Annotated in this window: 20 protein-coding genes; 15 read left to right on the forward strand and 5 right to left on the reverse strand. The window is 32.7% G+C overall.

Features of this window, described 5'->3' with window-relative positions; translation table 11 throughout:
* Positions 1 to 20: 20 nt before the first annotated feature.
* From DMB71_RS14105 to DMB71_RS14140, 8 genes are all read left to right on the forward strand, one after another.
* Positions 21 to 959, forward strand: a complete 939-nt coding sequence (locus tag DMB71_RS14105) for an alpha/beta hydrolase (RefSeq protein WP_111367121.1) — start codon at positions 21 to 23, stop codon at positions 957 to 959.
* A 13-nt stretch (positions 960 to 972) separates the two neighbouring features.
* On the forward strand, positions 973 to 1,938 hold the full coding sequence (locus tag DMB71_RS14110; protein WP_111367123.1) for a DUF4861 family protein: 966 nt from the start codon (positions 973 to 975) through the stop codon (positions 1,936 to 1,938).
* A gap of 190 nt (positions 1,939 to 2,128) precedes the next feature.
* Positions 2,129 to 3,325, forward strand: coding sequence for a glycoside hydrolase family 88/105 protein (locus DMB71_RS14115; protein ID WP_111367125.1), 1,197 nt, complete (start codon positions 2,129 to 2,131; stop codon positions 3,323 to 3,325).
* Between the two features lie 21 nt (positions 3,326 to 3,346).
* Complete coding sequence (locus DMB71_RS14120) at positions 3,347 to 4,570, forward strand: glycoside hydrolase family 88/105 protein (protein ID WP_111367420.1); 1,224 nt, start codon at positions 3,347 to 3,349, stop codon at positions 4,568 to 4,570.
* Positions 4,571 to 4,732: 162 nt separating this feature from the next.
* Entirely contained in the window at positions 4,733 to 6,322 is a 1,590-nt protein-coding gene (locus tag DMB71_RS14125) for a glycoside hydrolase family 43 protein (RefSeq protein WP_111367127.1), read from the forward strand.
* 28 nt (positions 6,323 to 6,350) lie between these two features.
* The gene (gene pelA / locus DMB71_RS14130; RefSeq protein WP_239452975.1) at positions 6,351 to 8,327 is read left to right on the forward strand and encodes a pectate lyase; all 1,977 of its coding nucleotides are present in this window, start codon (positions 6,351 to 6,353) and stop codon (positions 8,325 to 8,327) included.
* Between the two features lie 130 nt (positions 8,328 to 8,457).
* Positions 8,458 to 9,807 (forward strand): glycoside hydrolase family 28 protein, encoded by a 1,350-nt coding sequence (locus DMB71_RS14135; RefSeq protein ID WP_111367130.1) that lies wholly within the window; start codon positions 8,458 to 8,460, stop codon positions 9,805 to 9,807.
* A gap of 288 nt (positions 9,808 to 10,095) precedes the next feature.
* Positions 10,096 to 10,839, forward strand: coding sequence for a rhamnogalacturonan acetylesterase (locus DMB71_RS14140; protein ID WP_111367132.1), 744 nt, complete (start codon positions 10,096 to 10,098; stop codon positions 10,837 to 10,839).
* Between the two features lie 329 nt (positions 10,840 to 11,168).
* Here the strand turns inward: DMB71_RS14140 and DMB71_RS14145 are convergent, their stop codons facing one another.
* The 4 genes from DMB71_RS14145 to DMB71_RS14160 form a co-directional block, all read right to left on the reverse strand.
* Complete coding sequence (locus DMB71_RS14145) at positions 11,169 to 12,161, reverse strand: helix-turn-helix domain-containing protein (RefSeq protein ID WP_111367133.1); 993 nt, start codon at positions 12,159 to 12,161, stop codon at positions 11,169 to 11,171.
* Between the two features lie 34 nt (positions 12,162 to 12,195).
* On the reverse strand, positions 12,196 to 13,176 hold the full coding sequence (locus tag DMB71_RS14150; protein ID WP_111367135.1) for a helix-turn-helix domain-containing protein: 981 nt from the start codon (positions 13,174 to 13,176) through the stop codon (positions 12,196 to 12,198).
* 473 nt (positions 13,177 to 13,649) lie between these two features.
* Positions 13,650 to 14,978, reverse strand: a complete 1,329-nt coding sequence (locus DMB71_RS14155; protein WP_111367136.1) for a sigma-54-dependent transcriptional regulator — start codon at positions 14,976 to 14,978, stop codon at positions 13,650 to 13,652.
* 5 nt (positions 14,979 to 14,983) lie between these two features.
* Positions 14,984 to 16,075: a sensor histidine kinase gene (locus tag DMB71_RS14160; protein ID WP_111367138.1), complete on the reverse strand. Its 1,092-nt coding sequence runs from the start codon at positions 16,073 to 16,075 to the stop codon at positions 14,984 to 14,986.
* 332 nt (positions 16,076 to 16,407) lie between these two features.
* Here DMB71_RS14160 and DMB71_RS14165 point away from each other — a divergent pair, with 332 nt between their 5' ends.
* The 4 genes from DMB71_RS14165 to DMB71_RS14180 all read left to right on the forward strand — a co-directional run bounded on the left by DMB71_RS14165 (position 16,408) and on the right by DMB71_RS14180 (position 19,562).
* On the forward strand, positions 16,408 to 16,950 hold the full coding sequence (locus DMB71_RS14165; RefSeq protein ID WP_162614827.1) for a YcxB family protein: 543 nt from the start codon (positions 16,408 to 16,410) through the stop codon (positions 16,948 to 16,950).
* A gap of 91 nt (positions 16,951 to 17,041) precedes the next feature.
* Positions 17,042 to 17,479, forward strand: coding sequence for a hypothetical protein (locus DMB71_RS14170; RefSeq protein WP_162614828.1), 438 nt, complete (start codon positions 17,042 to 17,044; stop codon positions 17,477 to 17,479).
* A 192-nt stretch (positions 17,480 to 17,671) separates the two neighbouring features.
* Entirely contained in the window at positions 17,672 to 18,961 is a 1,290-nt protein-coding gene (locus DMB71_RS14175; protein ID WP_111367143.1) for a DUF4861 domain-containing protein, read from the forward strand.
* A gap of 424 nt (positions 18,962 to 19,385) precedes the next feature.
* A complete protein-coding gene (locus DMB71_RS14180) occupies positions 19,386 to 19,562 on the forward strand; it encodes a histone H1 (protein ID WP_008467640.1) in 177 nt (58 codons plus the stop codon).
* A 124-nt stretch (positions 19,563 to 19,686) separates the two neighbouring features.
* On the opposite strand, the gene DMB71_RS14185 is transcribed toward DMB71_RS14180, so the two are convergent.
* The gene (locus DMB71_RS14185) at positions 19,687 to 20,727 is read right to left on the reverse strand and encodes a GntR family transcriptional regulator (RefSeq protein ID WP_111367146.1); all 1,041 of its coding nucleotides are present in this window, start codon (positions 20,725 to 20,727) and stop codon (positions 19,687 to 19,689) included.
* Positions 20,728 to 21,116: 389 nt separating this feature from the next.
* Between DMB71_RS14185 and rhaT the strand changes: the two genes are divergently transcribed.
* The 3 genes from rhaT to DMB71_RS14205 all read left to right on the forward strand — a co-directional run bounded on the left by rhaT (position 21,117) and on the right by DMB71_RS14205 (position 26,041).
* A complete protein-coding gene (rhaT, locus tag DMB71_RS14195; protein WP_111367151.1) occupies positions 21,117 to 22,166 on the forward strand; it encodes an L-rhamnose/proton symporter RhaT in 1,050 nt (349 codons plus the stop codon).
* Positions 22,167 to 22,192: 26 nt separating this feature from the next.
* On the forward strand, positions 22,193 to 24,337 hold the full coding sequence (locus tag DMB71_RS14200) for a bifunctional aldolase/short-chain dehydrogenase (protein ID WP_111367152.1): 2,145 nt from the start codon (positions 22,193 to 22,195) through the stop codon (positions 24,335 to 24,337).
* 429 nt (positions 24,338 to 24,766) lie between these two features.
* Positions 24,767 to 26,041 carry a TIM barrel protein gene (locus DMB71_RS14205; RefSeq protein WP_111367154.1) on the forward strand — a complete coding sequence of 425 codons (1,275 nt, stop codon included), beginning with the start codon at positions 24,767 to 24,769 and terminating at the stop codon, positions 26,039 to 26,041.
* The last annotated feature ends 97 nt before the right edge of the window (positions 26,042 to 26,138 follow it).

Below are 26,138 nucleotides of genomic sequence, written 5' to 3' on the forward strand. Positions count from 1 at the left end.
CTAAAAAGTAAAGATTAGAAATGCGAAAATTTAAATTAATCTTAGTGTTGTTTTTTAATGCAATTGTAATGCAAAGCCAGCAGTACAAAGTCGATACGTCGTACACCATTAAAAGCACTTACGCTAAATTAATTAAGAAATATCCATTTATCACGATTCCAGAAATAAAGGTAAATCCAGACGTTAGAGAAACATTCGATTTGGTTTACAATCGAGAACAAGATCGCGTTTTTCATTTTGATGCTTTTATCAATACTAAAAAGAAAAAAAATCCTACCGTAATTATGATTCACGGTGGAGGATGGAGATCGGGAAATAAAAACCAGATGCAGTTTATAGGTGCAGCAATTGCAGCAAAAGGTTATTCTTGTTTTGCGATTGAATACAGATTATCATTAGAAGCAAAATATCCAACGGGAGTTATTGACGTTAAGAACGCAATAAAATTTATCAAAGACAATGCGGCAAAGTTTAATGTAGATCCAAACAAAATTGCGGTTTTAGGCTGTTCTTCGGGAGGGCAAATGGCAGCTTTGATTGGTACAACAAATAATAATCCGCTTTTTGAAGATAAAAATTTTAAAAGCAGAGCATCGTCAAAAGTCAATGCTATAATTGATGTTGACGGTGTTTTGGCATTCAAGCATCCAGAATCGTCAGAAGGAGATATGGCGGCATTTTGGCTAGGAGGAAAATCTGACGAGATTCCTGAAAATTGGAAAAATGCTTCGGCACTCACTCATACAGGAAAAGACACGCCACCTGTACTGTATATCTGTAGCAGCATTCCGAGATTTCATGCGGGAAGAGACGATATGATTCAAATTTTGAATAAATATAAAATCTATAATGAAGTGCAGACCATTCCAGATTCGCCACATTCATTTTGGTTTTATGACCCTTGGTTTACACAGACAATCTCGTACAGCGTACGATTTTTAGATACAATTTTTAAATAATATTAGAATAAAAATGAAAGCAAAAATCACCACAGCAGTTTTATTTTTCGCAGGTCTAACAGCCATAAATGCGCAAAAATATGATATCAAAACGAATAAAACGTATGCCGAAATATCTGCAAAAACAGACGGAAAATGGGAAGGAAGAAAGTATAAAGGCGGTACTGTGTTTAAAAATGTGGATCGATTGAAGCTGGCTCCAGAGCATACTGACCATTCTTTTGACATTCGTTATGAAGGGCCGGGCTGGGAAAACAACAGAATTGGATACCGTTTGTATTTAGATTGGAGAAACGCTATCGACATCTTCGGAAAAAAGACATCAGAAAATATTCTGCCAAAAGTAGGGCAGGACGGTTTCGATTCCTACCATGAAATGAGCGATTGGGGAGCAGATATTTTAAAAGCAGGAAAAGGAATCGGAATTGGTTCTATCGATCGTTATTTAAACAACGAAAAATTACACTTCCGTGAAGTAGATTCAACCATTGCAACAGTGGCTAACAAGGCGAATGAATCTACGGTTAAAGTAAATTATTATGGATGGAAAACAGCTTCGGATAAAATTGATTTTATTTCAGAATTGACTATTAAACCAGATCAATTATATACACAGCATACCATTAAAGCATCACAAGCAATCAAAGGAATTTGTACTGGAATCGTAAAACAAAAAACGGCCGAATTGCTTAAGAAAGAAAGCAAAAATAAAAAATGGGCGTATCTCGCAACTTACGGAGAACAATCTTTAGTTCCAGATAAGTTAGGAATGGCAATTTTTTATGAAATTAGTACTATCGAAAACATAGCAGATACAGATTTAGATTATCTTTTAGTTTTTAAACCAACAACAAAAGCGGTGACTTTTTACCTTTTAGGAGCTTGGGAACAAGAGGTAAACGGAATCAAAACAAAAGAAGAATTTGCTCAATATTTAGATAAACAATTAGAAGTGCTGAACAAAAAAGGGAAAATGTAAAATTGTTTTTGCCACAGATTAAAGGATTAAAATGATTAAAAAAATCTGCTCAATCTGCTAAATCTGCGTGAGAATAATTTAACACATACTTTTGAAGCTTCGGGACTGTGTGTTTAAAAAAAGCAACCAAAGAATAATCCAAATAATCCATTATCCCGATAGCTATCGGGAGTGGCAAAAAAAAATAAGTATGAAGCATAAAATAGCGATACTATTATTGTTGCTTTTCAATGTTTTTGCCATTGCGCAAAATCAGACAGAGGCATCAGACAATGTTATTCCGTACGACTTGAAATGGTCAGAACGAACAGCACTTTCTATTTTAAATAAATATCCAAATGCTTGGCAGCTGGATGGAAATGATAAACCAAAATGGGATTATAAAATGGGTTTTGTACTGTCTGGTTTTGAAAAATTATATCAGAAAACCAACAATAAAAAATACCTGAATTATATCAAAGAGTATGTTGATGGAATGATTGACAGTACTGGGAATATTAAAAAATACGATATAAAAGAATACAATATCGATTGTTTGAATCCAGGGAAACTGCTGTTTAATTTATATGATATTACGAAAGATTCGCGCTATCTCCAGATTATCGGAAAACTGAGAAATCAGTTGGAAAGCCAGCCAAGAACACCAAGCGGAGGATTTTGGCACAAACAGATTTATCCAAATCAAATGTGGATTGACGGTTTGTATATGGCAGAACCTTTTTATGCGCAGTTTACCGTTAAGTACGAAAAAGGAAAAAGCTTAGATGATATTGCAAAACAATTCGAACTTGTTCAAAAATATATTGTAGACCCAAAAACAGGTTTGGTTTATCAGGCTTGGGACGAAAGCAAGGATATTGCTTGGGCAGATAAACAAACAGGAACTTCTCCAACTATTTGGGGAAGAGGAATTGGCTGGTACATGGTTGCTTTGGTTGAAACATTAGATTATTTCCCAAAATCACACCCAAAATATAAAGTGTTAGTGGGCTATTTGAATCAGATTGCAAAAAATGTGAATCAATACAAAAGCGAAAATGGATTATGGTATCAAGTTGCCGATAAACCAGAATTATATGGAAACTACGTAGAACCATCAGCTTCTGGAATGATTATTTATGCTTTTGCAAAAGGAGCTAATAAAGGTTATTTGGCATCGAGCTATAAATCGACAGCAAAAAAATCATTTGACAGTTTTGTAAATGAATTTGTGAAAGTAGATAAAAAAGGAGAAGTCAATATTTTGAATGTTTCATCAAATGTAGGTTTGGGCGGAAAACCATTCCGTGACGGAACAAACAATTATTATTTGTCTTCCAAAACAAAAGAAAATGGTGCAATAGGCCTTGGAGCATTTTTATTAGCATCAATCGAATTAGAAAAATAGTTGAATTTAATATATGTTGAAATGAAAAATAGTAGAAAGCACAATTACTTTATGTCGGCTCTAATGGTCTTGGTTATGACTATTACAAGTTGTAAAGTAACCTCACAGGAACCTGCAAAAGATATCGTAATTGGAAAAAATGCAAAATGGTCTGATAAAATGGCCTTGACCTTGATGAAACGCCATCCAGAATCGTACATGATTGACGATGCTAAAAAGCCAAAGTGGGATTACGTTCATGCTTTAGTGCTGCATTCAATAGAAGAATTGTATAAAAAAAATCCTGATGCTAGATACAAAAATTACGTAAGAACTTATGTAGATCAGTTTGTGCAAACAGACGGAAGCATTACTACGTATGAGTTTGATAAATACAATATTGATTTAGTATTGCCAGGACGTCTTCTTTTTAATGTATATGAAGCTTCAAAAGATGAAAAATATTTAAAAGCATTACAGCTAATTCGCAAACAGCTTGCAGAGCAGCCAAGAACGCAAAGCGGCGGATTCTGGCACAAACAAATCTATCCAAACCAAATGTGGCTAGATGGTTTGTATATGGGAGAACCATTTTATGCAGAATACACAGCCAAATTTGAAAACGGAAAAAGTTTTGACGATATCGCAAAACAATTTGAAGTAATTCAGCTTAAAGCTACAGATCCAAAAACTGGATTATTGTACCACGGTTGGGATGAAAGCAAACAAATGTCTTGGGCAAATAAAGAAACAGGAAACTCTCCAAACTTCTGGTCTAGATCTTTAGGCTGGTATGTAATGGCTTTGGTTGATGTTTTAGATTATATGCCAAAAGATCATCCAAAAAGAAAAGAGCTAATTAAATATTTGAATAACGCTTCTGAGGCAATACTTAAATTTCAGGATAGCAAATCTGGTTTATGGTATCAAGTTACAGACAAAGGAGGAGAAAAAGACAATTATTTAGAAGCTTCTGGATCTGCAATGTTTGCTTATGCTTATGCAAAAGGATCAAACAAAGGATATTTGCCAGCTAAATTTAAAAAAGCTGCCAACAAAGCTTTTGACGGATTAACAACAATTTTAATCAAAAAAGTAGATGAAGATGGCGGAATTACTTTAACAAACTGCTGTCAAGTGGCAGGTTTAGGAGGAAACCCATACCGTGACGGTTCTTATGAATATTACGTAAACGAAAGAAAAAAAGACAACGATCCTAAAGCAACAGGACCTTTTATTTTGGCAGCTATTGAATTGAATAGATAATTTTTAGAAGTTATGAGTTTGGAGTTATGAGTTATGAATGCTCTGCTTTGTCTTGCTTAGCGGAGTCGAAGCATCGCAAAGAAACTCCTCAAAGAATAAGCAAGTTACAAACCCGACAGGTTTTTAAAACCTGTCGGGTTTAAATAAAAAGTATAGTTAAAAATGAAAAACATAAAAATCATCCTATTCCTCTTCTGCGTTATTCCTTTTCAAAAGAATACTGCGCAAGTCTGGACGCCAGATAACGGAGACGGAACATACACCAATCCTGTTATTCATGCCGATTACTCAGATCCAGATGTTGTTCGCGTAGGCGATGATTATTATATGACAGCTTCATCTTTTAACTGTATTCCAGGTTTGCCAATCTTACATTCAAAAGACTTGGTAAACTGGAAAATTATTGGACATGCTTTGGTAAAACAGCCACCATTTGAAATGTATGATAGCGTACAGCACGGAAACGGAGTTTGGGCACCAAGCATTACCTTTCATAAAAACGAATTTTATATTTACTACCCAGATCCTGATTTCGGAATCTATATGATAAAAGCTAAAAACGCAGAAGGCCCTTGGTCTGAACCGCTTTTGGTAAAAGCAGGAAAAGGATTAATTGATCCGAGTCCACTTTGGGATACCGATGGGAAAGCGTATCTGACTCATGCCTTTGCAGGAAGCCGTGCGCAGATTAAAAGTCTGCTTGTAGTGTGCACCATGAATCCAGAAGGAACGGTTGTGAATAATGACGAAGTAATGGTGATTGACGGACATAAAGGCGAAGAAACTATTGAAGGCCCAAAAATTTACAAACGAAATGGATATTACTACATTTTTGCTCCAGCTGGCGGCGTTCCAACAGGATGGCAGACCGTTTTAAGATCGAAAAATGTTTTCGGACCTTATGAAAAAAAGAAGGTTCTAGAACAAGGTTCGACCAAAATAAATGGTCCGCATCAAGGTGCGTGGGTTACGACACAGACAGGAGAAGACTGGTTTTTTCATTTTCAGGATAAAGAGGCCTATGGACGAATTGTGCATCTTCAGCCAATGAAATGGGTAAACGACTGGCCGGTTATGGGAGAGGATTTTGATAAAAACGGAATTGGTGAACCTGTAACAACTTATAGAAAGCCAAATGTCGGCAAAAAATATCCGATAGAAGTTCCGGCAACTTCAGATGAATTTAATGAACCTAAACTGGGACTGCAATGGCAATGGCAGGCCAACAAACAAACCAATTTTGGATTCCCAACAAGTTTAGGATATCTAAATCTGTTTTGCAACACTACAACAGCAAACATTTTTAATGCGCCAAATTTACTATTGCAAAAATTCCCAGCAGAAGAATTTACGGCTACAACAAAACTGACTTTTAATTCGAGATTAAAAGGTGAATCTACAGGTTTGATTGTAATGGGATTAGATTATAGTTTTTTGTGTTTTAAAAATATCGATGGGAAATTATACCTGAGTCAGAAAACTGGAACTTTTGACAAAACGGTTTCAGAAACAGGAACAAAACCAATTTTAATAGAAAACAATATCATTTATCTGAGAGTTCAAATTAAGAAAGACGGAATATGCAGTTTCTTTTACAGCTTAGACGATAAAAATTATCACCCAATCGGAAATGATTTCAAATCAAGAGAAGGAAAATGGATTGGTGCAAAAGTCGGACTTTTCGCTTTAGGCGAAGAAGTAAAAAATGATTCTGGAAATGTTGAAATAGATTGGTTTAGAGTAACGAAATAAGAAGGAAATGATGCAGTTTAAAAAACAAATGATACTTTTTTTGTGCCTTTGCAGTTTTGCTGTAAATGCTCAGAATACTTACAAAAGATGGCCTGATATTATTCGTAAGAACGATGCCGCTTGGTTTGCAACTGAAGATGCAAAAAGAGTAGCCGAAAATGTATTGCTCTATCAAAGAGACATTGGAGGTTGGCCAAAGAACATCCAAATGCAGGATGAACTGACCGAGAAGAAGAAAAAAGATTTAATTGCACTCAAAAAAACGGCCATAGAAACTACGACAGACAACGGAGCAACCTGTCAAGAAATGCTTTTTATGTCTAGAATGTACGCGCAGGTAAAAGACGAACGTTACAGAGAATCCTTCTTAAAAGGTTTAAATTATCTGCTTGAAGCGCAATATGCAAATGGAGGCTGGCCTCAGTTTTATCCATTAAAAAAAGGCTATTATACGCACATTACCTACAATGACGATTCGATGGTGAATATTATGAATGTCATAAAAGCTGTAGCAGACGAATCGGATTATTATAGCATTAAACCATCAAAAGAAGTTGTAGAAAAATGCCAAAAAGCTTTTGATAAAGGAATCGACTGCATCTTAAAAACACAATACAAACAAAAAGGAGTTTTAACGGCATGGTGCGCACAGCATGACGAGGTAACATTGGCTCCTGCAAATGCTAGGGCTTTTGAATTAGCATCATTAAGTGGATATGAATCAACAAAAATTGTGTTGCTTTTAATGTCAATTGATAAGCCTTCAAGCGAAATTGTAACAGCCGTAAAAAGTGCTACGGAGTGGTTCGAAAAAACAAAAATTACCAATTTAGAAGAAAAAAGAGTTCTTAATGATGCGGGAAAAATTGTTGACAAAAAAATGATTCCAACTGCAAATGCAAAACCGATCTGGGCAAGGTTTATGGATTTGGAAACCAATGAACCTTTCTTTTGTGACCGTGACGGAATCAAGAAAAAATCATTAGATCAGATTGGATCAGAAAGAAGAAATGGCTATTCTTGGTATTCAGATGCACCGCAAGAAGTTTTGAAAAAATTTCCCGATTGGGCAGTTAAAAATGGAACGAAAGTAGGTGCCGCCGAAAAGAAAAATGTCAATTATATTACAGTGGCTCAAGATGGTTCGGGAGATTTTACCAAAATTCAAGATGCAGTTTATGCAACACAAGCTTTTCCGTATGATAAAGTAACCATCTTTGTAAAAAATGGAACATATAACGAGAAAGTCCGAATTCCAGAATGGAACACAAACGTTGTTTTACAAGGAGAAAGCAAAGAAAACACCATTATAACCTTTGATGATAATTTTTCGAAAATTGCTTTGGGAAGAAACAGCACTTTTTATACCTACACGCTTTTGGTTGAAGGTGACGATTTTTCGGCATCAAACCTTACCATTAAAAATACTTCAGGGGAACACGGGCAGGCTATTGCGTTGTCGGTTACAGCAAATCGTGTCAAAATAATAAATTGTAATCTCTTAGGAAATCAAGATACTTTATATTTATCTGGAAAAGAAGCCAAACAATATTTTAAAGACTGTTACATAGAAGGCACAACCGATTTTATATTTGGTGGCGCAACAGCTTTATTCGAAAACTGTACTATTCACAGTATCAAAAGTTCATATATCACAGCAGCTTCAACTCCAGAAGGAACACCTTTCGGATTCGTTTTTAAAAATTGTAAACTCACAGCAAATACTGATGCAAAAGACGTTTATTTAGGAAGACCATGGCGTATTTATGCGAAAACCGTTTTTATAAACTGTGAAATGGGCTCACAAATTAAACCCGAAGGTTGGGAAAATTGGTCAAAACTAGAAGCAGAAAAAAAAACGTTTTACGCAGAATACAATTGCACTGGTGAAGGATTTCAACCATCAAAAAGAGTAAAATGGTCGTATCAGCTTTCTAAAAAAGAAGTGGCGCAATATTCTATTGAGAACATTCTTAAGGATAAGGCTGGTGCTTGGTATTTTTAAAAAAAAGGGACTAAGGTTCTGAGGAGCTAAGATACTAAGCTTCTTTACTAAACCTAAAATCACATAGTGCGCCCCCAAAAAAGAAAACCTCAGAACCTTAGTATCTTAGAACCTCAGAACCTAAAAAAAAATGAAATATCTTCTCTTAATACTCCTCTCCAGCGTTTGTTTTGCACAAAACGCAGGTTTTCCATCAGCAAAAGTCGATTCTATTGTAAAACGAATTCAGCTTCCTGTAATTCCTTCATATCAGATCAATATATTAAAACTAGGGGCAAAAGGAGATTCTGTTTCAGACAATAAAAAAGCTTTTGATAAAGCAATGGCATTGTGCAAAAAGAATAATGGGGGTACTATCATTGTTCCAAAAGGAATCTATAAAATAAACGGCCCGATTCATTTTGTAAGCACTGTCAATTTGAAGTTGGAAAAAGGAGCCAAAATAAAATTTAGTGACAATCCAAAAGATTATCTTCCTATGGTTTTAACAAGTTGGGAAGGCACAATGCTTTACAATTATAGTCCGCTTATTTATGCTAATAATTGCACCAATATCGCCATTTCTGGTGAAGGGACTATTGATGGAGAAGGAGGAAAGATATGGAAAACCTTTAAAGCAAAAGAAAACGAAGGTAAGAATAGAAGCCGTGATATGAATCACAACAATACGCCATTAAGCGAAAGAAAATTTGGAGAAGGTTATTTCTTAAGACCGCAGATGATTCAGTTTTTAAACTCTAAGAACATTTTGGTAGAGAATATACGAATCGAAAATTCTCCATTCTGGTGTCTGCATCTTTTAAAATCAGAAAGCATAACCGTTCGCGGAATAAGCTATAAATCACTGAATCATAATAATGACGGAATCGATCCAGAATACGCAAAAGACGTTTTAATTGAAAATGTAAACTTTGACAATGGAGACGATAATGTTGCCATAAAAGCAGGAAGAGACCACGAAGGAAGAGCTAATACAGCAACACCAAGCGAAAATATTGTTATTAGGAACTGTAATTTTAAAGGACTTCACGGTGTAGTAATTGGTAGCGAAATGTCGGCTGGAGTTCAGAATGTTTTTGTAGAAAATTGTAAAACTGCAGGATATTTAAAAAGAGGTATTTATCTAAAGACAAATGCAGATAGAGGAGGATATATCAAAAATGTATTTGTTAGAAATATTCAATTAGACGAAGTAGAAGATTGCTTGTATATTACGGCCAATTATCACGGAGAAGGAAAAGGCTATCAATCGGATATATTAAATGTATATTTTTCAAATATTACCTGTAACAAAGCATCAGAATCTGGCATCGTAATTCAAGGATTCGCTGACAAAAAAATCAAGAACATATCATTAAAAAACATAGAAATAAAAGAAGCAAAAAATGCGCTCTCAAATGAAAATGCAGAAAATGTCTTGATGACAGATGTGTTTATAGGACAACGCGCTGGAGTTCCTACAGCGGTTTCAAAACATTAGTTTTTTTGCAAAGGTTCAAAGGTTCTGAGCGACAAAGGTTCAAAGTTTTTCCTGTAGAGACGCACTGCAGTGCGTCTTTTTTGCGGTTAATTTTGTATCGCAAAGCACACAAAGAATACCCAAAGGACAGAAAGTTTTTATATAGAGGCAAAGTTCGCAGAGATTTTTACGTAGAGACACACTGCAGTGCGTCTACATAAAGAATATCCATAAAGTTTTGTGTCCTTCTTTGACAAAGAATATAGGTAAAATATAGAAAAAACACATCAGTAATAACACATAAGAAAAATGAAAAAATACATCATCCTAGCATTCCTAATCACCACAGTTTGCTTCGCCCAAAAAACATCCCTATACTGCATTGGCGATTCTACAATGGCCAATAAAAAAGATCCTGAAAAAAATCCAGAACATGGTTGGGCGCAGGTATTGCAACCATTGTTTAAAGATGATATTGTAGTAGTGAACAAAGCCGTAAATGGAAGAAGCACCAAAAGCTTCATCGCAGAAAAACGTTGGGATTCAATTTATCAAAAACTAAAAAAAGGAGACTATGTATTTATAGAATTCGGACACAACGATGAAAAAATAGAAGATCCAAGCCGTTACACCAACCCGCATACAGCGTATAGATACAACTTAATAAAATTCGTAAAAGAAAGCAGAGAGAAAGGCGCAATTCCGGTTTTGCTGACTTCTATTTCCAGACGCAATTTTAACGAAAAAGGCACGCTAGTTCCAACACATGGAGATTATCCATTAGAAACTCGATTGGTTGCGCAGGAATATAATGTACCGTTTATAGATTTAGAATATCATACCGAATTATTAGAGCAATCTTATGGGCCAGACAGATCAAAAGAATTGCATCTTCATTTTAAAGCAGGAGAAAATCCGTATTATGACAAAGATAAAGCCGACGATACTCATCTTTCCTTGTTAGGAGCTACAAAAATAGCTGAGATTGTGATTAATCAGATTAAACTTTTAGAAGATCCATTAATTAAGAATTTAAAGAACAGTGTTAAGTAGTTTCTTGTTTTGATTAATAGTTTTTAGAATGTTGCTACTGAAACTATTTACAGTCCAGTTTGCAATTAAAAATTTGTCCTAAAATATAATTTTAAAGACTTCTAAGAGTAATTAAAGGATTTAAATGATAAGATATTTGCAACTGTAAATATTAATCTGGTTGTGAAATTCTCAGGTTATTTTTATTTTTTTATAAGCCAAACTAGAAAAGAGAAAATTTTATTTTCTCTTTTTTTTATGAATTCTAATTTTAAAATATGATTTTTTGACAAATACCAGAAACTCCAATTTTAGAAAAAAGTTTGTCTGTATTTGAATAAGTTTTTTTATTAATTTCTTTTTTTTATAAAATCCTCAGTCGGTTTGGTTTTTAACTGTTCGAAGTATTTGGAAGTAAAATAGCTTAGTTTAGTATAATTCAACTCGTACATAACTGCAGATAATGTTGAATACTCGCCACTTTTTAAAAGTTTTTGGGCTAGCTTAATTTTTTCTTCTATAAATAAGTTTTTTGGAGTATTATTAAAACGCTTTTTAAACAAGCTTTTATATTTAGAAGCCGACATTCCTGCCATACCAGCCAAAAATATTAGTGAAGGAAAAGGACCGTGAAGATTATTTATCAAATAATTTTTTGTTTTATCTATAAACTCAGTTTCAATTTCGGTAAGTTCAGTATGCTGTTCTCTTGATTCGTAAAATTTGTTAAAAAAATTACCAAGGACTTTTAATGAAATTCCCTTTATGAATGAGTCAAAAGAGAGATCGGTAACAGATTTGTTTTGTAAGGATTTAATGAGAAGTATACTGTTACTGTCAATATTGCCGTAATGATAAAACACTTTTTTGTTTGTTTCATTATGATTAAACGTATTTTCCTTTTTTTTAAATTTTTGAATAAAATCATGAAGTAATTTTTTGTCTATAAGCAATCTTAAAGCAATGACTCTTTCATTGACAGTTGCTTTATATGAACTCTGTATTTGATTATCGAGAATGGCTAAATCCAATTGATTAAAAGCACCGATTTCATAATCAATATCATCAATTTTAATGAGATTGATGTGTTCGCTCAAATCGAAATGAAAAATATACAATTCATTTTCAGATTTATGCCTTGTTAGTTTAAAAGGAGCTGTTGGAATAAAATCAGCATAAACAACAGATATTCCATCCATTACCTGAGAAAAATAAAAAAAGCCTTTTCCAATATCATTTGGTAAAATAATAAGTTTATTATCAATTAATTCTGTATTTAGTTGTTTCGCTAAATCTTGTTGCCATTCTGGCGTTAAACTGTAATAATGCGTAACTTTTCTCATAGACTTGTTTTTCTAATGTTTTGTTGATACTGCTTTACAATTGTTTATAAAAGGCTTTAGGAGATAATCCAAAATGTTCTTTAAATTTTGATGCGAAATACGAATTATTGGTAAAATTTAGTTCATCTGAAATTTGAGAAATAGTCAACTGCTTGGTTTCAAGAAGTTCTTTGGCCAGTAACAATTTATTTTCCATGAAAAAAACATTAGCTGTATTTCCTGTTATTTTTTTAAATAAGTTTTTAAATTTTGACTCAGACATGCCTGACATTTTAGCCATTTGAGTTATACTCGGAAAATTGTCTTTCAAATGTTTGATTAGGTACATTTGCATTGCAATAATATGGTCTAAGTCTTTTTTGTTAACAGTTTGTATGACGATTTTTTTAGTGGCTAACTTTTTTAGATAATTTGAAATTAACAGGTGTACAGTACCTTTTAAATGTAGATCGAAAATAGCTCCTCCAACTTCTAATTTTCTTAAATCACTTAATATATGAAAGCTTTCGCTGCTAATTCTATCAAATCGAATCATTGTATTTTCTTTTGGATCAAGTATTGCATCAATATTTTGAATTGCAATATTATTTTTTTGGGTGAAGGCTTTTAATATGCTTTTTTTTATAAAAATGCACAAAGCAAAGGTTTTGCTTCCCTTCTTTACATTATATTCCGATTCCAATGATCCATCAATAACGGCTAGATTGTAATTCCATCGACCAACATTATATAAAAGAAAGTCAGTATTTACAGTAGCTTCTCCTTCTGTTAGATTATAATAAAATCCAACAAAATCTTGATTTAAATTCTGTTGAATCAATTGGTAGTTCCTTTTATATTCTACATTTATGTAATAAGCTAGAATACCGTCACCGCAATTTAAAAAATATCTAATGCCTGTTTGGGATTCCTCAGGTAGTCGGATAAAGTTTCCTTCAATTTTTCCTCCAATTTGTGCTGCATAATGTTCTACCCAAGAATCATCTGCATCATAATAATGTTTAATTATTTTCATGGAAATGTGGATTTGTGTTATAAAGTTAAGTTTTTTAAGAAAATAAATGCTTTTTTTGTTTTATAAGTTATTGATAATTAGCAAGGTGTTAATTGTTGATAACTTAATCAAGAAATAAATGCTTTAAAATTTAACTAGTGAAGGATAAGGGCCTTAAAGTATTTTGAAATAAAATACTATAAATATTTTCTTTTAGATTAGTTATAAAGTAATTTTTACTTAGTGACACAGAAAAATCACTAAAAATTTTTAAGAAGTTTATACCTGAAATTATAATTGAGCCTAATTGTTGCTTCATTTTGGGCATTTTGACACTTAATTTGATTTATTTTAATATTTTTTTGACTTTTAAAGGCAAATTATGTGCCTGTATTTATATTAATTTGTAAATCAGTAGATTGTATCCTGGGCGTTTTTAAAATATACAAAAAGTATAGGTAGATTATGGTCAGCTGAGGAATATATACCCGTTTTTATAGAATTTTTTGATTTAATGTTTTTCGATCGATTTGCAATATTTGAGCTGCTTTCGTCTTGTTATTGTTGACTGCTGATAAAACTTTCAAAATTTGCTCTTTTTCGTGTTCTTTTAAAGATTTAAAAATTGTGTCAGAAGATGGAATATGGTATTTTAGATTTGCGGGAACATGATCTAAAGTTATGATATCGTCACTCATAATTACCATTCTGTGAATTACATTCTCTAGCTCTCGTATATTTCCTGGCCAATTGTATCTTAGTAAAACATCGGTTACTTTTTCGTTTATTTTAATATCTGGTTTATTGTATTCATGAGAATATTTTTCAATAAAATCGTTTATTAATATTCCTAAATCTTCCTTACGATTTCTAAGAGGTGTTGTTTTAATATTGATAACATTAATTCTATAGTATAGGTCTTCTCTAAATAAACCTTTTAAAACTAATTCTTCCAAATTGCTATTTGTTGCAGATAAGATTCTGACATCAATTTTTTCTGGTTTTGTGGCTCCTACCCTTAAAATTTCTTTTTCTTGAATAACGCGTAAGAGCTTAACCTGTACAGACATTGGAGCATCTCCAATTTCATCTAAAAAAATGGTTCCTCCAGAGGCAGATTGAAATAAACCGATCCTATTTTCTGTAGCGCCTGTAAATGAACCTTTAATATGACCAAATAATTCAGATTCTATTAAGTTTTCTGGTATTCCTCCACAATTTACTACAATAAAAGGTTTGTCTGCTAGTTTGCTGGTAAAATGAATGGCTCTTGCAATTAGTTCCTTTCCCGTACCACTTTCACCTTCAATAAGCACAGTTGCTTTAGTGTCTTTAACTCTTTTGATTATTTCTGTCAATTCTTTAAAATGAATTGAATTTCCAGTAAGGCCTCCATAAACTTTTTCAATGTTTATATCGCGAAAATTAATTGAAGTTTTAGAAGTAGCTATTCGTTTCTTTAATGAATCTAGAACGGTTTTATGAAGTTCTTCGCTTGTAAAAGGTTTCGTTAAATAATCTAATGCTCCAGATTTCATTGCACTAACAGCATTGTATACAGATGGAATGCCTGATATGACTAATTTTGGTATTGCAGGATAATGTTCTTCTGCAAATTTTAGTAGTTCAAATCCATTGATGTTCGGCATGTTTAAGTCGCTTATTAATAAATCTATATCTGTATTTTTGAGTACATCTATAGCTTCACTTACAGAAGAGGCCTTGTATGTGCGATAATTGAAAGATTTTAATTGTCTTTGAATTAGATCCAACATATCATTATTGTCGTCAACGACCAATATATTTTCTTTTTTGAGTGTCATGTTTTTTAGAATAATGGGATTCGAATTGTAAAAATCGATCCAATAGGGGAGTTGTCTTGAAGAGTGATCTCTCCATTATGATTTTTTATTATACCATGTACCACGCTTAAACCAAGACCACATCCGTAATTTACCGGTTTGGTTGAAAAAAAAGGTTCGAATATTTTTTCTTTTATAGAATCTGGAACTCCAGTGCCATTATCTTCGATTTTTAAATACAGATTTGTTTCATCATCATCTACAATTATCTTAATAGTGCTCTTTTCTGGCGAAGCATAGATGGCATTTATCAAAAGATTAAATAGTACTTGAGTGATTTGAACAGAATCTAATGTGGCCATTATAGTATCATTCTTAAAAATCAATTCATGTCTTATTGCTTTTTTTTGAAAATTGGATTTTAGAAAGGAAAGAGCAAAAATTATAATAGGTTTTAATTCTTGCAATTCTAATTTTTGAGGCATTTCGCAAGAAAAGAACATCAGTTTTTTGACAATTTCGCGTGAATAAATAACGGAATTGATAATAATAGAAATGTCGGCGTCAATTTCAGAATTAGAATTTTGAGCTTTAATCAGTTCTGCAAAACCTAAAATATTACCTAGAGGAGTATTTAGCTCATGAGCAATCCCAGCAGTCATTTCTCCAAGCAGAGAAAGGCGTTCCATACGTTCGACAATTCGTCTTAATGCCGCTTTTCTTTCAAGGGTTTGATATTTGTCAACATAATTTCCAATTTCTATTGCAATAGTATCCAAAAGTAGCTGTTCATCCTCGCTAAAATCGCTTAAATTATATTTTTTTGCAGGATAGTGTACTTTAATATGTCCATAGTATACCTTATTTACTAGTATTGAACTAGATTGAAAAATAGTAGGTCCCATTTGTTCAGACGTAGATAAATGATAATCTTTTATATGGAGTTCAACCACATTGTCTGTACAGTAGCGCCATGCATTTTTTACACTAAAAATAATGTCATAAAACGTCTGGATATTTATCGAGTCTGATTTGGAGATGGTTTTCGAGATAGTATAGAGACAGCTAAGCTCTTTTATTTTTTCTCTTAATTCCTCTTCTGTTGAATATGGATGCATTGTAGGAAATTATTCTCAAAAATTAAATTATTTTCAAAAGTAAATAAATAATTTAAACTTCAAAATAAAACTTTGTTTTATTATAACTATTTGAAAACAAAACGAATACGATATATTTTTATGTCTTATTCTGTTATTTTTTTGTCTTTTTGGGAACTTATTTGATATATATATTATTATAGAAAAATCTCGCTTTTTAGATTATTGAAAAATATGTTTTTGAATTCGAAATTTAAAAAGTCTTATTATGATAGATTAAAGACTTTTTGGTCTACATTAAAGAAAACTCTTGGAATACTTTTGCGATTAAGTTAAAATCTGAAGCAAAAATCATGAATGCCACAAATTTCTCATTAGAGTTTCCATTAAATCTTTTCGAAATAAGAAAGCTCAACAAAATGTATTTTGAACATTTGTTCAAGGAACGTGTTATTTTGGTTTCAATATTGATTTTGTTGCTCCTGATTTTTCTTGATTTATCAAATATTGATTTAGAAACAGATTTTCTTGTTTGGTTAATAAGAAGTTTAGCAGTAATAGTTTTTTTTGTAATAATTGAAAACTCATTTGTAGATGCTATTTCAGGAATAGTTTTTAAACTGACTAAGAGATTGCTAAAATTTAAAAAACTAAACAACAGATATAGATTCAAATTTACTAATTCGAAGTTCTGTATTCAATTTCCTTTAGGCAGTTTAACTCACAAATGGACAACAATAGAAAAGGCAATCCTAACTAAAAATTTTTTATTTCTCTATATAAAAGAACACAATAACTACATTATTACTATTTCCAGAAAAGATTTCGATTGTAGGAAAATGGAAGATTTATTGGCCTTTGTTGAAAACAATGTTACTCAGGTAATAAAGATTTAAAAATACCCTATAATGTCTAATTTTTAGCCTATTAGGGTACTTATCGATTATTTGCTGGTTTAATTTTGATGTTTATTTAAAAGACAGGAAAATGAAGAAGGAAAAAGTTCTAATATTTGATAGTAATGGCACTTTTCTAAAAATGTTTAAAAGAAGATTTAAGGAAGAGCTTGACTTTATAGAAGATTCTTTTTTTGATGAAATAGTAGCTAAAGAATTTGATCGCATTGTTTTTGTGATACACAACCATAACGAATTGCTTAATTTTTTGGCACAAGAAAAAAGAGGAGCTAATATTTTAGTTTGTTTGTTTAATGTGCAGTTTTATAGGAGTTTATCTTTTTTAGAAGGTACAAATAATTTTATTCTGTTTGACGAATCTAAAACCAGACCAGAAATTTTAAAAGAGTTAAAAGCATTTTTTGATAATAAATTAAACCCTACATCAATTAAAAAACCTTTTTTGCCTCCAAAAATCTCTCAAAAGAAAATTCAGGAATACTACAAAGCCATGTATTTTTTAATGTAATTTACTTTATTTTTTATATTTTTTCATGCGAACATTTGATATAAAATGTTGCTTTTTAAGGCAGGATAAGTGTTGTTCATTATCCTGCTTTTTTTTTACAAGTATTTCTTTCTGACAAACTTTTCTGTTTTTAAGTGTTTTTATAACAATTAAAAGACTTAAATTGTTCAGAAAAATAAAGAACTAGAACGAATGAAAAAAAGAGTATTATTTTATCTTCCTGTTGCTCTGTTAACTGCTTTATTATCAAGTTGTAAAGTTTCTAAAAATATAACGGAAAAAACTATTGTTTTAAAAAATGAGAGTTCTTTGGCACTCAATCAGAAATCAATTTCTATAAAAAGAGAGCGCATTGGAGAAAACTCTATAAAAGGGACTTTCCCAATCTTATTATATAAAAGAGATACCATTGCAGCGCAGACAAACGATCTGAATGCTGATGGAAGATGGGATGAAATTTTCTTCACTGCTGATTTTTTGCCTAACGAAGAAAAAAATGTACAGTTAAAATGGTCTGAAACAGATCCGAAGTTTACCATAAAAACAAGTGTGCGTTTTGGGAAAAGAGAAGGGAAGAATCTTCCAGTTCATCCAGACATGCAGGAAGTATTAATGGCAGATCAAGTTCATAAAAAATTGGGTTATCAGAAATATCAAACAGACGGGCCAACTTGGGAAAATGACAAGGTTGGTTTTAGACATTATCTGGACGGAAGAAACTCTAAAGATGTTTTCGGAAAAAAACTTCCTGGCATAACTCCTGAAAATGTTGGGATAAATAGTAAAGGTGCAGTTGAGGATAACTATCATGTAATGTACGATTGGGGAAGAGACATTTTCCCTGTTGGTAATTCTGTTGGTTTAGGAGGATATGCATTGCTGATTAATAACAAAATAAACAGACTTGGAATTTTAGGAAATGACACTATCAACAATGTTGAAAAGACAACTTTTAAAATTGTAACCGAAGGACCTGTAAATTCAGTTTTAAGTTATCACTATCAGAACTGGAATGCTTCGGGGAATCTTTATCAAGTACAAGAAACTACTTCTATCTGGCCAGGCATGTACGGTTACAAAAACACGGTTTCTATAAATGGCATAAAAGGAAACGAAACGTTTCTGGCAGCAATTTCTAATTTAAACAATAAAAATCCGCTTCAAGTTATAGAAGCTGGTGATTGGGTGTGCTTAATTCAGCACGATTATCTGACATATGAGCGTCAGTGGATTTTAGGAACAGCTATTTTAGTTCCCGCAAAAATTTATCAAGGTTATATTGAAGCTCCAAAAACAGGGCAGCTGACAGATTCATATTTGGCAAAATTAAAAGTAGAAAACAATAAAGAAATCACCTATTATGCTATTGCAGCTTGGGAACTGAGTGCGGATAAAGGCTTTAGTGATTCTGCTTTTTTTACCAATTATGTGACAAACTTGGCCAAACAGCTTTCTGCAAAAGTTAAAGTTGAAGTAAAATAATTTTTAAACTTTTAAATGTTTTATATATAGATATGAAAAGCTCGTATTGTTTTTATATCACAGATTTGATCAAGGTTTATAAAAAAATGTATATCTAAATAAGATTAGCTTTGAGTAAAATTTTCCTTTTTTGGGTAATTTTCCGCTAAAGAGTTCTTCATTAAAAGCATTTCTAGAGGTGTTTTAGGAAAAAATATTATTTTTTACAACACTCTATTAAAAGCTCTTAAAAATAGCTTTAAAATTATTCTTACGAATAAGTTGTTGATTGTTAATATGTTGTATTTGTTGGTTTTTTTGAAAAATCAGAAGTCAATTTATTGTAAAGAAAATGAATGAAAAACTGCATTAAATTTAACAGCAAAATTGTTGTAACTATCACACAAACTTTTATTTTTGTGGCTTAATTTAACAATATATAAGCATGAAAGATTTATTAGTAAAAATCAACGCCGAAATTGAAACATTCAAAGCTGAAGCTGAATCTTTGACTGAAAAAGGAATTAAAGCTGCTGGACCAAGAGCACGTAAATCAACTTTAGAAATTGAAAAACTTTTAAAAGAGTTCAGAAAAGTTTCTATCGAAGAATCAAAAAAATAATACAACTAAAACCTCGTTCAAAAGACGAGGTTTTTTTATAGAATAAATTATCAGCAAAAAGGGTAAACTTTTAGACAAAGAGAAGAAACCTTTGTTCCTCAGAACCTCTGTGCCTTTGCACCTCTTAAATAGAATTTCTATCAATAAAATTAAAAGGAACTTTTACCTGACCCTTTTCTTTGTTCAAAATCATTCTCGCGGCGGTTTCTCCCATTACATTAAAATCGGTAGACATTACAGTGATACCCAATAATTCTTTTAAGGGAGTATCATTATAAGAAATCACGCCAATCTCTTTTCCTAAAACAAATTCTTCATCACGAATCTGCTTTACTAAATTCACCAAATCAGATTCTTCAATGGTGATAAATAAATCTCCTTTTTTTAGGATCATATCGTCATAAACTTCACTTAGAATTTCAAAGTTAATTTCATGCTCAACGCAGAATTTTCTGAATCCATGTAAAATTCTTCTTGGATAAGGATAAACGGCCTTGTCTGGATATACCAAAATCAGACGTTTATATTTTGTTATTTTAGAAAGTCCTTCTTTTAAGGCATTATAAATATCATTTTCAAAATCCTGATAAATCTTAATAACATCATCACCAGTTCCCAATTTGATGTTATCTAAAACCACCAGCTTTTCTTGCGGAATTTTTTTAATAGCGCTTACAACATCATCAGTAAAACTTAAATGCCTTAATTCGTCTGTTTTAAAGTGCGTTGTAATAACATAATAATCGTAAGCTCCTTCAAACTTATCTAAGATATTTAAAAATAAAGTTTCGTCGCAATGGTAAATTTGAAGATCAACATGAGCGTTGGCTCCTAGAGTATCAATAAATGAGCTATAAGTTTTCATTTTATAGGAACTCAATTTATTTGTCAAAAACAAAACATTGACTTTAGATTCTAGTTTTGTTCGAGTAATGTAATAACCTTTTCCTCTGATCGAAGAAATGATTTTTCTTTCTTTTAAAATATTATACGCTTTCTCAACAGTATCACGAGACATATAAAATTCTTCGCTGAAACTATTTATAGAAGGAATTTTTTGATTGATTTTTAAATTTCCGTTAGCAATGTTCTGAAGAATAGAGTCAACAATCTGTTTGTATTTAGGAACTCGAGAATCTTCGTCTATTTTAATAAGTTTAATCATGTTCATTTTGAGGAAATCTGTCTTGTATTTCAACAAGACTCTTTTTAATTCTAAAATAATTTAAAAAAATCCCTTTTTTAAAAAAGAATCTGTGAAGCAGAATCATTTTACTAATAAAAAAAGAGAATTTGACAAGGCTTGTAATCTTTTTTTTATGATTTCTGAATTTTAACCCAAATGAGGAATCAATAATTACGAAATCGATTGCTAAAATAGCCATTTTAAATCTATTTACCCAATAATTACAAGCCGTTATTTCTAATAATCTTTAGTTTTAACAAAAAATATAAAATCCGTAAAGGATAGTACAGGACAGTTTTGTTTTTGACATTCTCTTATTTTACAAAACCAAATTACTAACAAACCTAACCTTAAACCAAAAACATTAAATGGAATCATTATTAGGAATCATTTTTCATTCTATCGGAGGATTTTCTTCAGGTAGTTTTTATATGCCTTTCAAAAAAGTGAAAGACTGGGCTTGGGAAAGCTATTGGCTTGTGGGAGGTTTTTTCTCTTGGCTAATTGTTCCGCCAGTTGCCGCTTACTTAACGATTCCAAATTTTACCGAAATTATCGCAGCAGCTTCTCTATCAATAAAATCTTTTACTTTTCTAATGGGATTAATTTGGGGAATTGGCGGTTTAACTTATGGTTTAGGAGTTCGTTACCTAGGAATGTCTTTAGGAAACTCTATTACATTAGGATTCTGTTCTGCATTTGGAGCTTTAGTGCCATCCATTTATTATGATATTGTTCCAACAGAAGGGAAAATTTCATTTACCCACATGCTTTCTAATACTGGCGGTCAGTTGGTTTTGTTGGGAGTTGTGGTATATCTTATCGGAATTGCCATTTCTGGAAAAGCAGGAATGCTAAAAGAAAAAGATTTTGCTACTGGCCATGAAGATAAAGACAAAGACTTCAATCTGGTAAAAGGTTTAATTGTAGCCGTGATTTCTGGAATTCTAAGTTCATTCTTTAATTACGGAATTGAAGCTGGAAAATCTATGGCAGAGCACGCCGTAATTAATGGTGCAAATCCGTTATTTCAAAACAACGTGACTTATGTTGTACTGCTTTGGGGAGGATTGACAACCAACTTTATCTGGTGTCTTTATTTGAATTTTAAAAACAAATCAATTAAAAACTATACTGATAAATCTACTCCAATAACCAAAAATGTTTTGTTTTCTGCTCTTGCTGGAACCATGTGGTTTCTACAGTTTTTCTTTTACGGAATGGGAGAGAGCAAACTAGGAAATGGTGCCAGCTCATGGATTCTTCATATGGCAACCATCATTTTAACAGCAAATTTTTGGGGATTTTATTTGAAGGAATGGAAAGGAGTTTCTAAGAAAACATTAAATACGTTTTTCTGGGGAATCGGACTTATTATGCTTGCAATCGTTTTGGTAGGAATTGGTAACTCATTATAAATACAAGAAATAATTTAAAATACTATATGTCGAATACAAATACAATTAATAATATGAATTTTAAGCATGTAAGCTACCTTTGGGATGAAGCTAAGGCAGCAGCATTAGCAGGTGATGAAGTAGCGCTTTTTATTTATCGTTCTAACTTGTTAGGAGCTGATTTAAGATTGACCAACTATGGCGGTGGAAACACTTCTGTGAAAATTACAGACAAAGATCCTCTTACTGGAGCATCTTCTGATGTAATGTGGATTAAAGGTTCTGGTGGTGATATCGGAACATTGACAAAATCAGGTTGTGCGGCTTTGTATTTAGACAGACTTCGTAATCTTGAAAACGTTTATAGAGGAATTGAGTTTGAAGATGAAATGGTAGAATTGTTCAACCACTGTATTTTCGATTTAGCGTCAAAAGCGCCTTCTATTGATACGCCTTTACATGGTTTTCTTCCATTCAAACATATTGATCACTTACATCCAGACGCGGCAATTGCTATTGCGGCCGCAAAAGATGGAAAGAAAATCACAGAAGAATTATTCAACGGTGAAATCGGTTGGGTAGGCTGGCAGCGTCCAGGATTTGATCTTGGTCTTCAGTTGAGAGCTTGTTTAGAAGAAGCAGCAAAAAACGGTAAAAAACTACGCGGAATCATGTTAGGTTCTCATGGTTTGTTTACTTGGGGAGATACTGCGTTTGATAGTTATATCAATACGCTGGAAGTAATCGAGAAATGTGCTTCATATCTAGAAGATAATTATGGAAAAAAACGTCCAGTTTTTGGAGGTAAAAAAATCGACAGCCTTCCAGAAGCAGATCGTAAATTAAAAGCAGCAAAAATAGCTCCAATTTTAAGAGGTTTCTGTTCGTCAGAACGTCAAATGATCGGACATTATACTGACGATGCAAGAGTTTTAGAATTCATTAATTCTAATGATTTAGCAAAATTAGCTCCATTAGGAACATCTTGTCCAGACCACTTCTTGAGAACTAAAATCAGTCCTTTGGTTTTAGAATTAGATCCAAATGAAGATTTATCTGATGTTGCAGCTGTAAAAGCAAAATTAGCTCCAGCATTCGAAGGATATCGTGCAATGTACAAAGACTATTACAATGCATGCAAAAAATCAAATTCACCAGCAATGCGTGACCCAAACCCAGTGGTAATTTTATACCCAGGAGTCGGTATGTTCACTTTTGCTAAAGATAAAACAATGGCTCGTTTAGCATCTGAATATTACATCAATGCAGTAAACGTAATGAAAGGTGCTGAAGCGGTTTCAGAATATACTTCATTGCCACACCAAGAAGCTTTTGATATTGAATATTGGCTGTTGGAAGAAGCAAAATTACAGCGTATGCCAAAACCAAAAGCGTTATCTGGAAGAGTAGCTTTAATCACAGGTTCTGCGGGCGGAATCGGTAAAGCTATCGCTAAAAAATTCGCTCAAGAAGGTGCTTGTGTTGTAATTAACGATATCAACGAAGAGCGTTTACAAGGAGCAACTGCTGAGTTTATTAAAGCTTTCGGTAAAGATGCTGTTTCTAGCACTTTATTGAATGTGACTGATGAAGTAAGCACAGAAAAAGCATTAGACGAAGCTTGTTTAGCTTTTGGAGGTGTTGACATTGTGGTGAATAATGCAGGAATCAGTATCTCAAAATCTATTGCAGAACATACTCTTGAAGAGTGGGATAGATTATACGATATCTTAGTTAAAGGACAGTTTATTGTTTCTAAAGCAGGAATCGAAGTAATGCGCAAACAAGGTTTTGGAGGAGATATTGTAAATATCGTTTCTAAAAATGCTGTTGTGGCTGGTCCAAATAACCCAGGTTATGGTTCGGCAAAAGCGGCTCAAGCGCACTTAACACGTTTAATGGCTGCAGAACTTGGAGCAGATAAAATTCGTGTAAACACAGTAAATCCTGACGCTGTAATTTCAGATTCAAATATTTGGTCTGGAGGATGGGCAGAAGGTCGTGCAAAAGCATATGGAATTACAGTTGAAGAACTTCCGGCTTACTATGCAAAACGTACGTTATTAAATGAAATCATATTGCCAGATGATATTGCTAACGCTTGTTATGCTTTTGTGGGAGGTTTATTAGGTAAATCTACAGGAAACGCATTAAACGTAGACGGTGGCGTAGGCATGGGCTTTTATAGATAAAGATTGTTTAGGTTTTTTATATAAGTTTGTTTAAGCAAAAGTGGTTTTTTGTGGTCTAGCGTTCGAATTCTTTCGAACGTTAGATTTTTTTAGCATATAATAATTCGCTTTTACAACGAAAACTTAACAAAAAAGTGAAGTACAACCCGAGTTTAGTTGGTATAAAATTTTTAAGTTGAAAAATAGTAAACACATGAAAAGCATAGAACGCGGATGACACGGATTCGCTATCGCGAAAACGCTGATTGACGCAGATTTTTTTTAATTACCTTTTTTAAAAATCCGTTTTTTTCCGCGTCTTCGCGATAGCGAATCAGTAAAATCAGCGTCTAAAATTTCAGCATTAGAACAACGATGTGATGTGTTAAAAAAATATACTAAACGTATAAAATTTATACCTTGTAAAACTCTATTAAAATGTCAATAACTATGTTAATCGGATCAAACCACATTGAATCTCATAACGAAGATTTATTAAAAAAACACCAGAATAAATTAATTTTTACAGCATCAGAAATAAATGATACAGAAGCGATTATTCAAAAATTAATCGATTTTCAAATTGCTATTCCATCTTGGGCTTTAGGAACAGGAGGAACAAGATTCGGACGTTTTGCTGGAGGAGGAGAACCTCGTTCTTTAGAAGAAAAAATAGAAGATGTTGGTTTGCTTCATAAATTAAATAATGCTTCTGGAGCAATTTCACTTCATATTCCGTGGGATATTCCAACAAATTATAATGAAATAAAAGCACTAGCAGCACAGCACGGATTGAAATTTGACGCGATGAACTCGAACACATTTCAAGATCAAGCAAGTGCAGAACATACTTACAAATATGGTTCTTTACAAAACGTAAATAAAGCAGTTCGTAAACAGGCAATTGCTCATAATATAGAAGTTATTAAACACGGAATCGAATTAGGATCTGAATCTTTAACAGTTTGGCTGGCAGACGGTTCTAATTTTCCAGGACAATTAAATTTCAGGAAAGCCTACCAGAATACATTAGAAAGTTTAGAGGAAATCTATGATGCATTACCTTCAAATTGGAAATTATTTTTGGAATACAAATGCGCAGAACCTAATTTTTATTCAACAACTGTAGCAGATTGGGGACAATCATATTCGTATGTGAAAAAGCTAGGTGACAAAGCACAGACTTTGGTAGATTTAGGACATCATCTTCCAAATGCTAATATCGAGCAGATTGTTTCTTTATTATTGATGGAAAATAAACTAGGAGGTTTCCATTTTAACGATTCAAAATACGGCGATGACGATTTAACAGCTGGAGCATTAAAACCATATCAATTATTCTTGATTTTTAATGAATTAGTAGAAGGAATGGATGCAAGAGGAATGAATCACGCTAAAGATTTAGGCTGGATGATCGATGCTTCTCATAACATCAAAGATCCGTTAGAAGATTTATTGCAATCTGTTGAAGCGATTATGATTGCTTATGCTCAAGCACTTTCTGTGGACAGAAAAGCATTAGAAAAAGCACAAGAAGAAAACGATGTGGTAAAAGCACAGGAAATTCTTCAAAATGCTTTCCGTACAGATGTTCGTGCATTAGTGGCTGAAGCTCGTCTTCGTTCTGGTTCCGCATTAAATCCAGTAGCATTATATCGTTCGCTTCAAGTAAGACAAAATCTTATCGAAGAAAGAGGTTTAAAAACAGTAGCAACAGGCTTATAATTATGAGTTATAAGTTATGAGTTATGAGTTAAAAGTTTTAAGTTGATAAACTATTTTTGTTTGTGTTGTTTTTGATGTAAAATAAATTCACTAAGCA

The organism is Flavobacterium tistrianum, assembly GCF_003254545.1.
Lineage (GTDB): Bacteria > Bacteroidota > Bacteroidia > Flavobacteriales > Flavobacteriaceae > Flavobacterium > Flavobacterium tistrianum.

Excerpts from the sequence above, each read along its gene's own strand:
- DMB71_RS14165 (WP_162614827.1), top strand. The coding sequence starts at position 16,408 with ATGAATGCCACAAATTTCTCATTAGAGTTTCCATTAAATCTTTTCGAA.
- DMB71_RS14120 (WP_111367420.1), top strand. The coding sequence starts at position 3,347 with ATGAAAAATAGTAGAAAGCACAATTACTTTATGTCGGCTCTAATGGTC.
- DMB71_RS14150 (WP_111367135.1), bottom strand. The coding sequence starts at position 13,176 with ATGAAAATAATTAAACATTATTATGATGCAGATGATTCTTGGGTAGAA.
- rhaT (WP_111367151.1), top strand. The coding sequence starts at position 21,117 with ATGGAATCATTATTAGGAATCATTTTTCATTCTATCGGAGGATTTTCT.
- DMB71_RS14160 (WP_111367138.1), bottom strand. The coding sequence starts at position 16,075 with ATGCATCCATATTCAACAGAAGAGGAATTAAGAGAAAAAATAAAAGAG.
- DMB71_RS14135 (WP_111367130.1), top strand. The coding sequence starts at position 8,458 with ATGAAATATCTTCTCTTAATACTCCTCTCCAGCGTTTGTTTTGCACAA.
- DMB71_RS14125 (WP_111367127.1), top strand. The coding sequence starts at position 4,733 with ATGAAAAACATAAAAATCATCCTATTCCTCTTCTGCGTTATTCCTTTT.
- DMB71_RS14175 (WP_111367143.1), top strand. The coding sequence starts at position 17,672 with ATGAAAAAAAGAGTATTATTTTATCTTCCTGTTGCTCTGTTAACTGCT.
- DMB71_RS14205 (WP_111367154.1), top strand. The coding sequence starts at position 24,767 with ATGTTAATCGGATCAAACCACATTGAATCTCATAACGAAGATTTATTA.
- DMB71_RS14185 (WP_111367146.1), bottom strand. The coding sequence starts at position 20,727 with ATGATTAAACTTATTAAAATAGACGAAGATTCTCGAGTTCCTAAATAC.
- DMB71_RS14155 (WP_111367136.1), bottom strand. The coding sequence starts at position 14,978 with ATGACACTCAAAAAAGAAAATATATTGGTCGTTGACGACAATAATGAT.
- DMB71_RS14140 (WP_111367132.1), top strand. The coding sequence starts at position 10,096 with ATGAAAAAATACATCATCCTAGCATTCCTAATCACCACAGTTTGCTTC.
- DMB71_RS14105 (WP_111367121.1), top strand. The coding sequence starts at position 21 with ATGCGAAAATTTAAATTAATCTTAGTGTTGTTTTTTAATGCAATTGTA.
- DMB71_RS14180 (WP_008467640.1), top strand. The coding sequence starts at position 19,386 with ATGAAAGATTTATTAGTAAAAATCAACGCCGAAATTGAAACATTCAAA.
- DMB71_RS14115 (WP_111367125.1), top strand. The coding sequence starts at position 2,129 with ATGAAGCATAAAATAGCGATACTATTATTGTTGCTTTTCAATGTTTTT.
- DMB71_RS14200 (WP_111367152.1), top strand. The coding sequence starts at position 22,193 with ATGTCGAATACAAATACAATTAATAATATGAATTTTAAGCATGTAAGC.
- pelA (WP_239452975.1), top strand. The coding sequence starts at position 6,351 with ATGATACTTTTTTTGTGCCTTTGCAGTTTTGCTGTAAATGCTCAGAAT.
- DMB71_RS14145 (WP_111367133.1), bottom strand. The coding sequence starts at position 12,161 with ATGAGAAAAGTTACGCATTATTACAGTTTAACGCCAGAATGGCAACAA.
- DMB71_RS14110 (WP_111367123.1), top strand. The coding sequence starts at position 973 with ATGAAAGCAAAAATCACCACAGCAGTTTTATTTTTCGCAGGTCTAACA.
- DMB71_RS14170 (WP_162614828.1), top strand. The coding sequence starts at position 17,042 with ATGAAGAAGGAAAAAGTTCTAATATTTGATAGTAATGGCACTTTTCTA.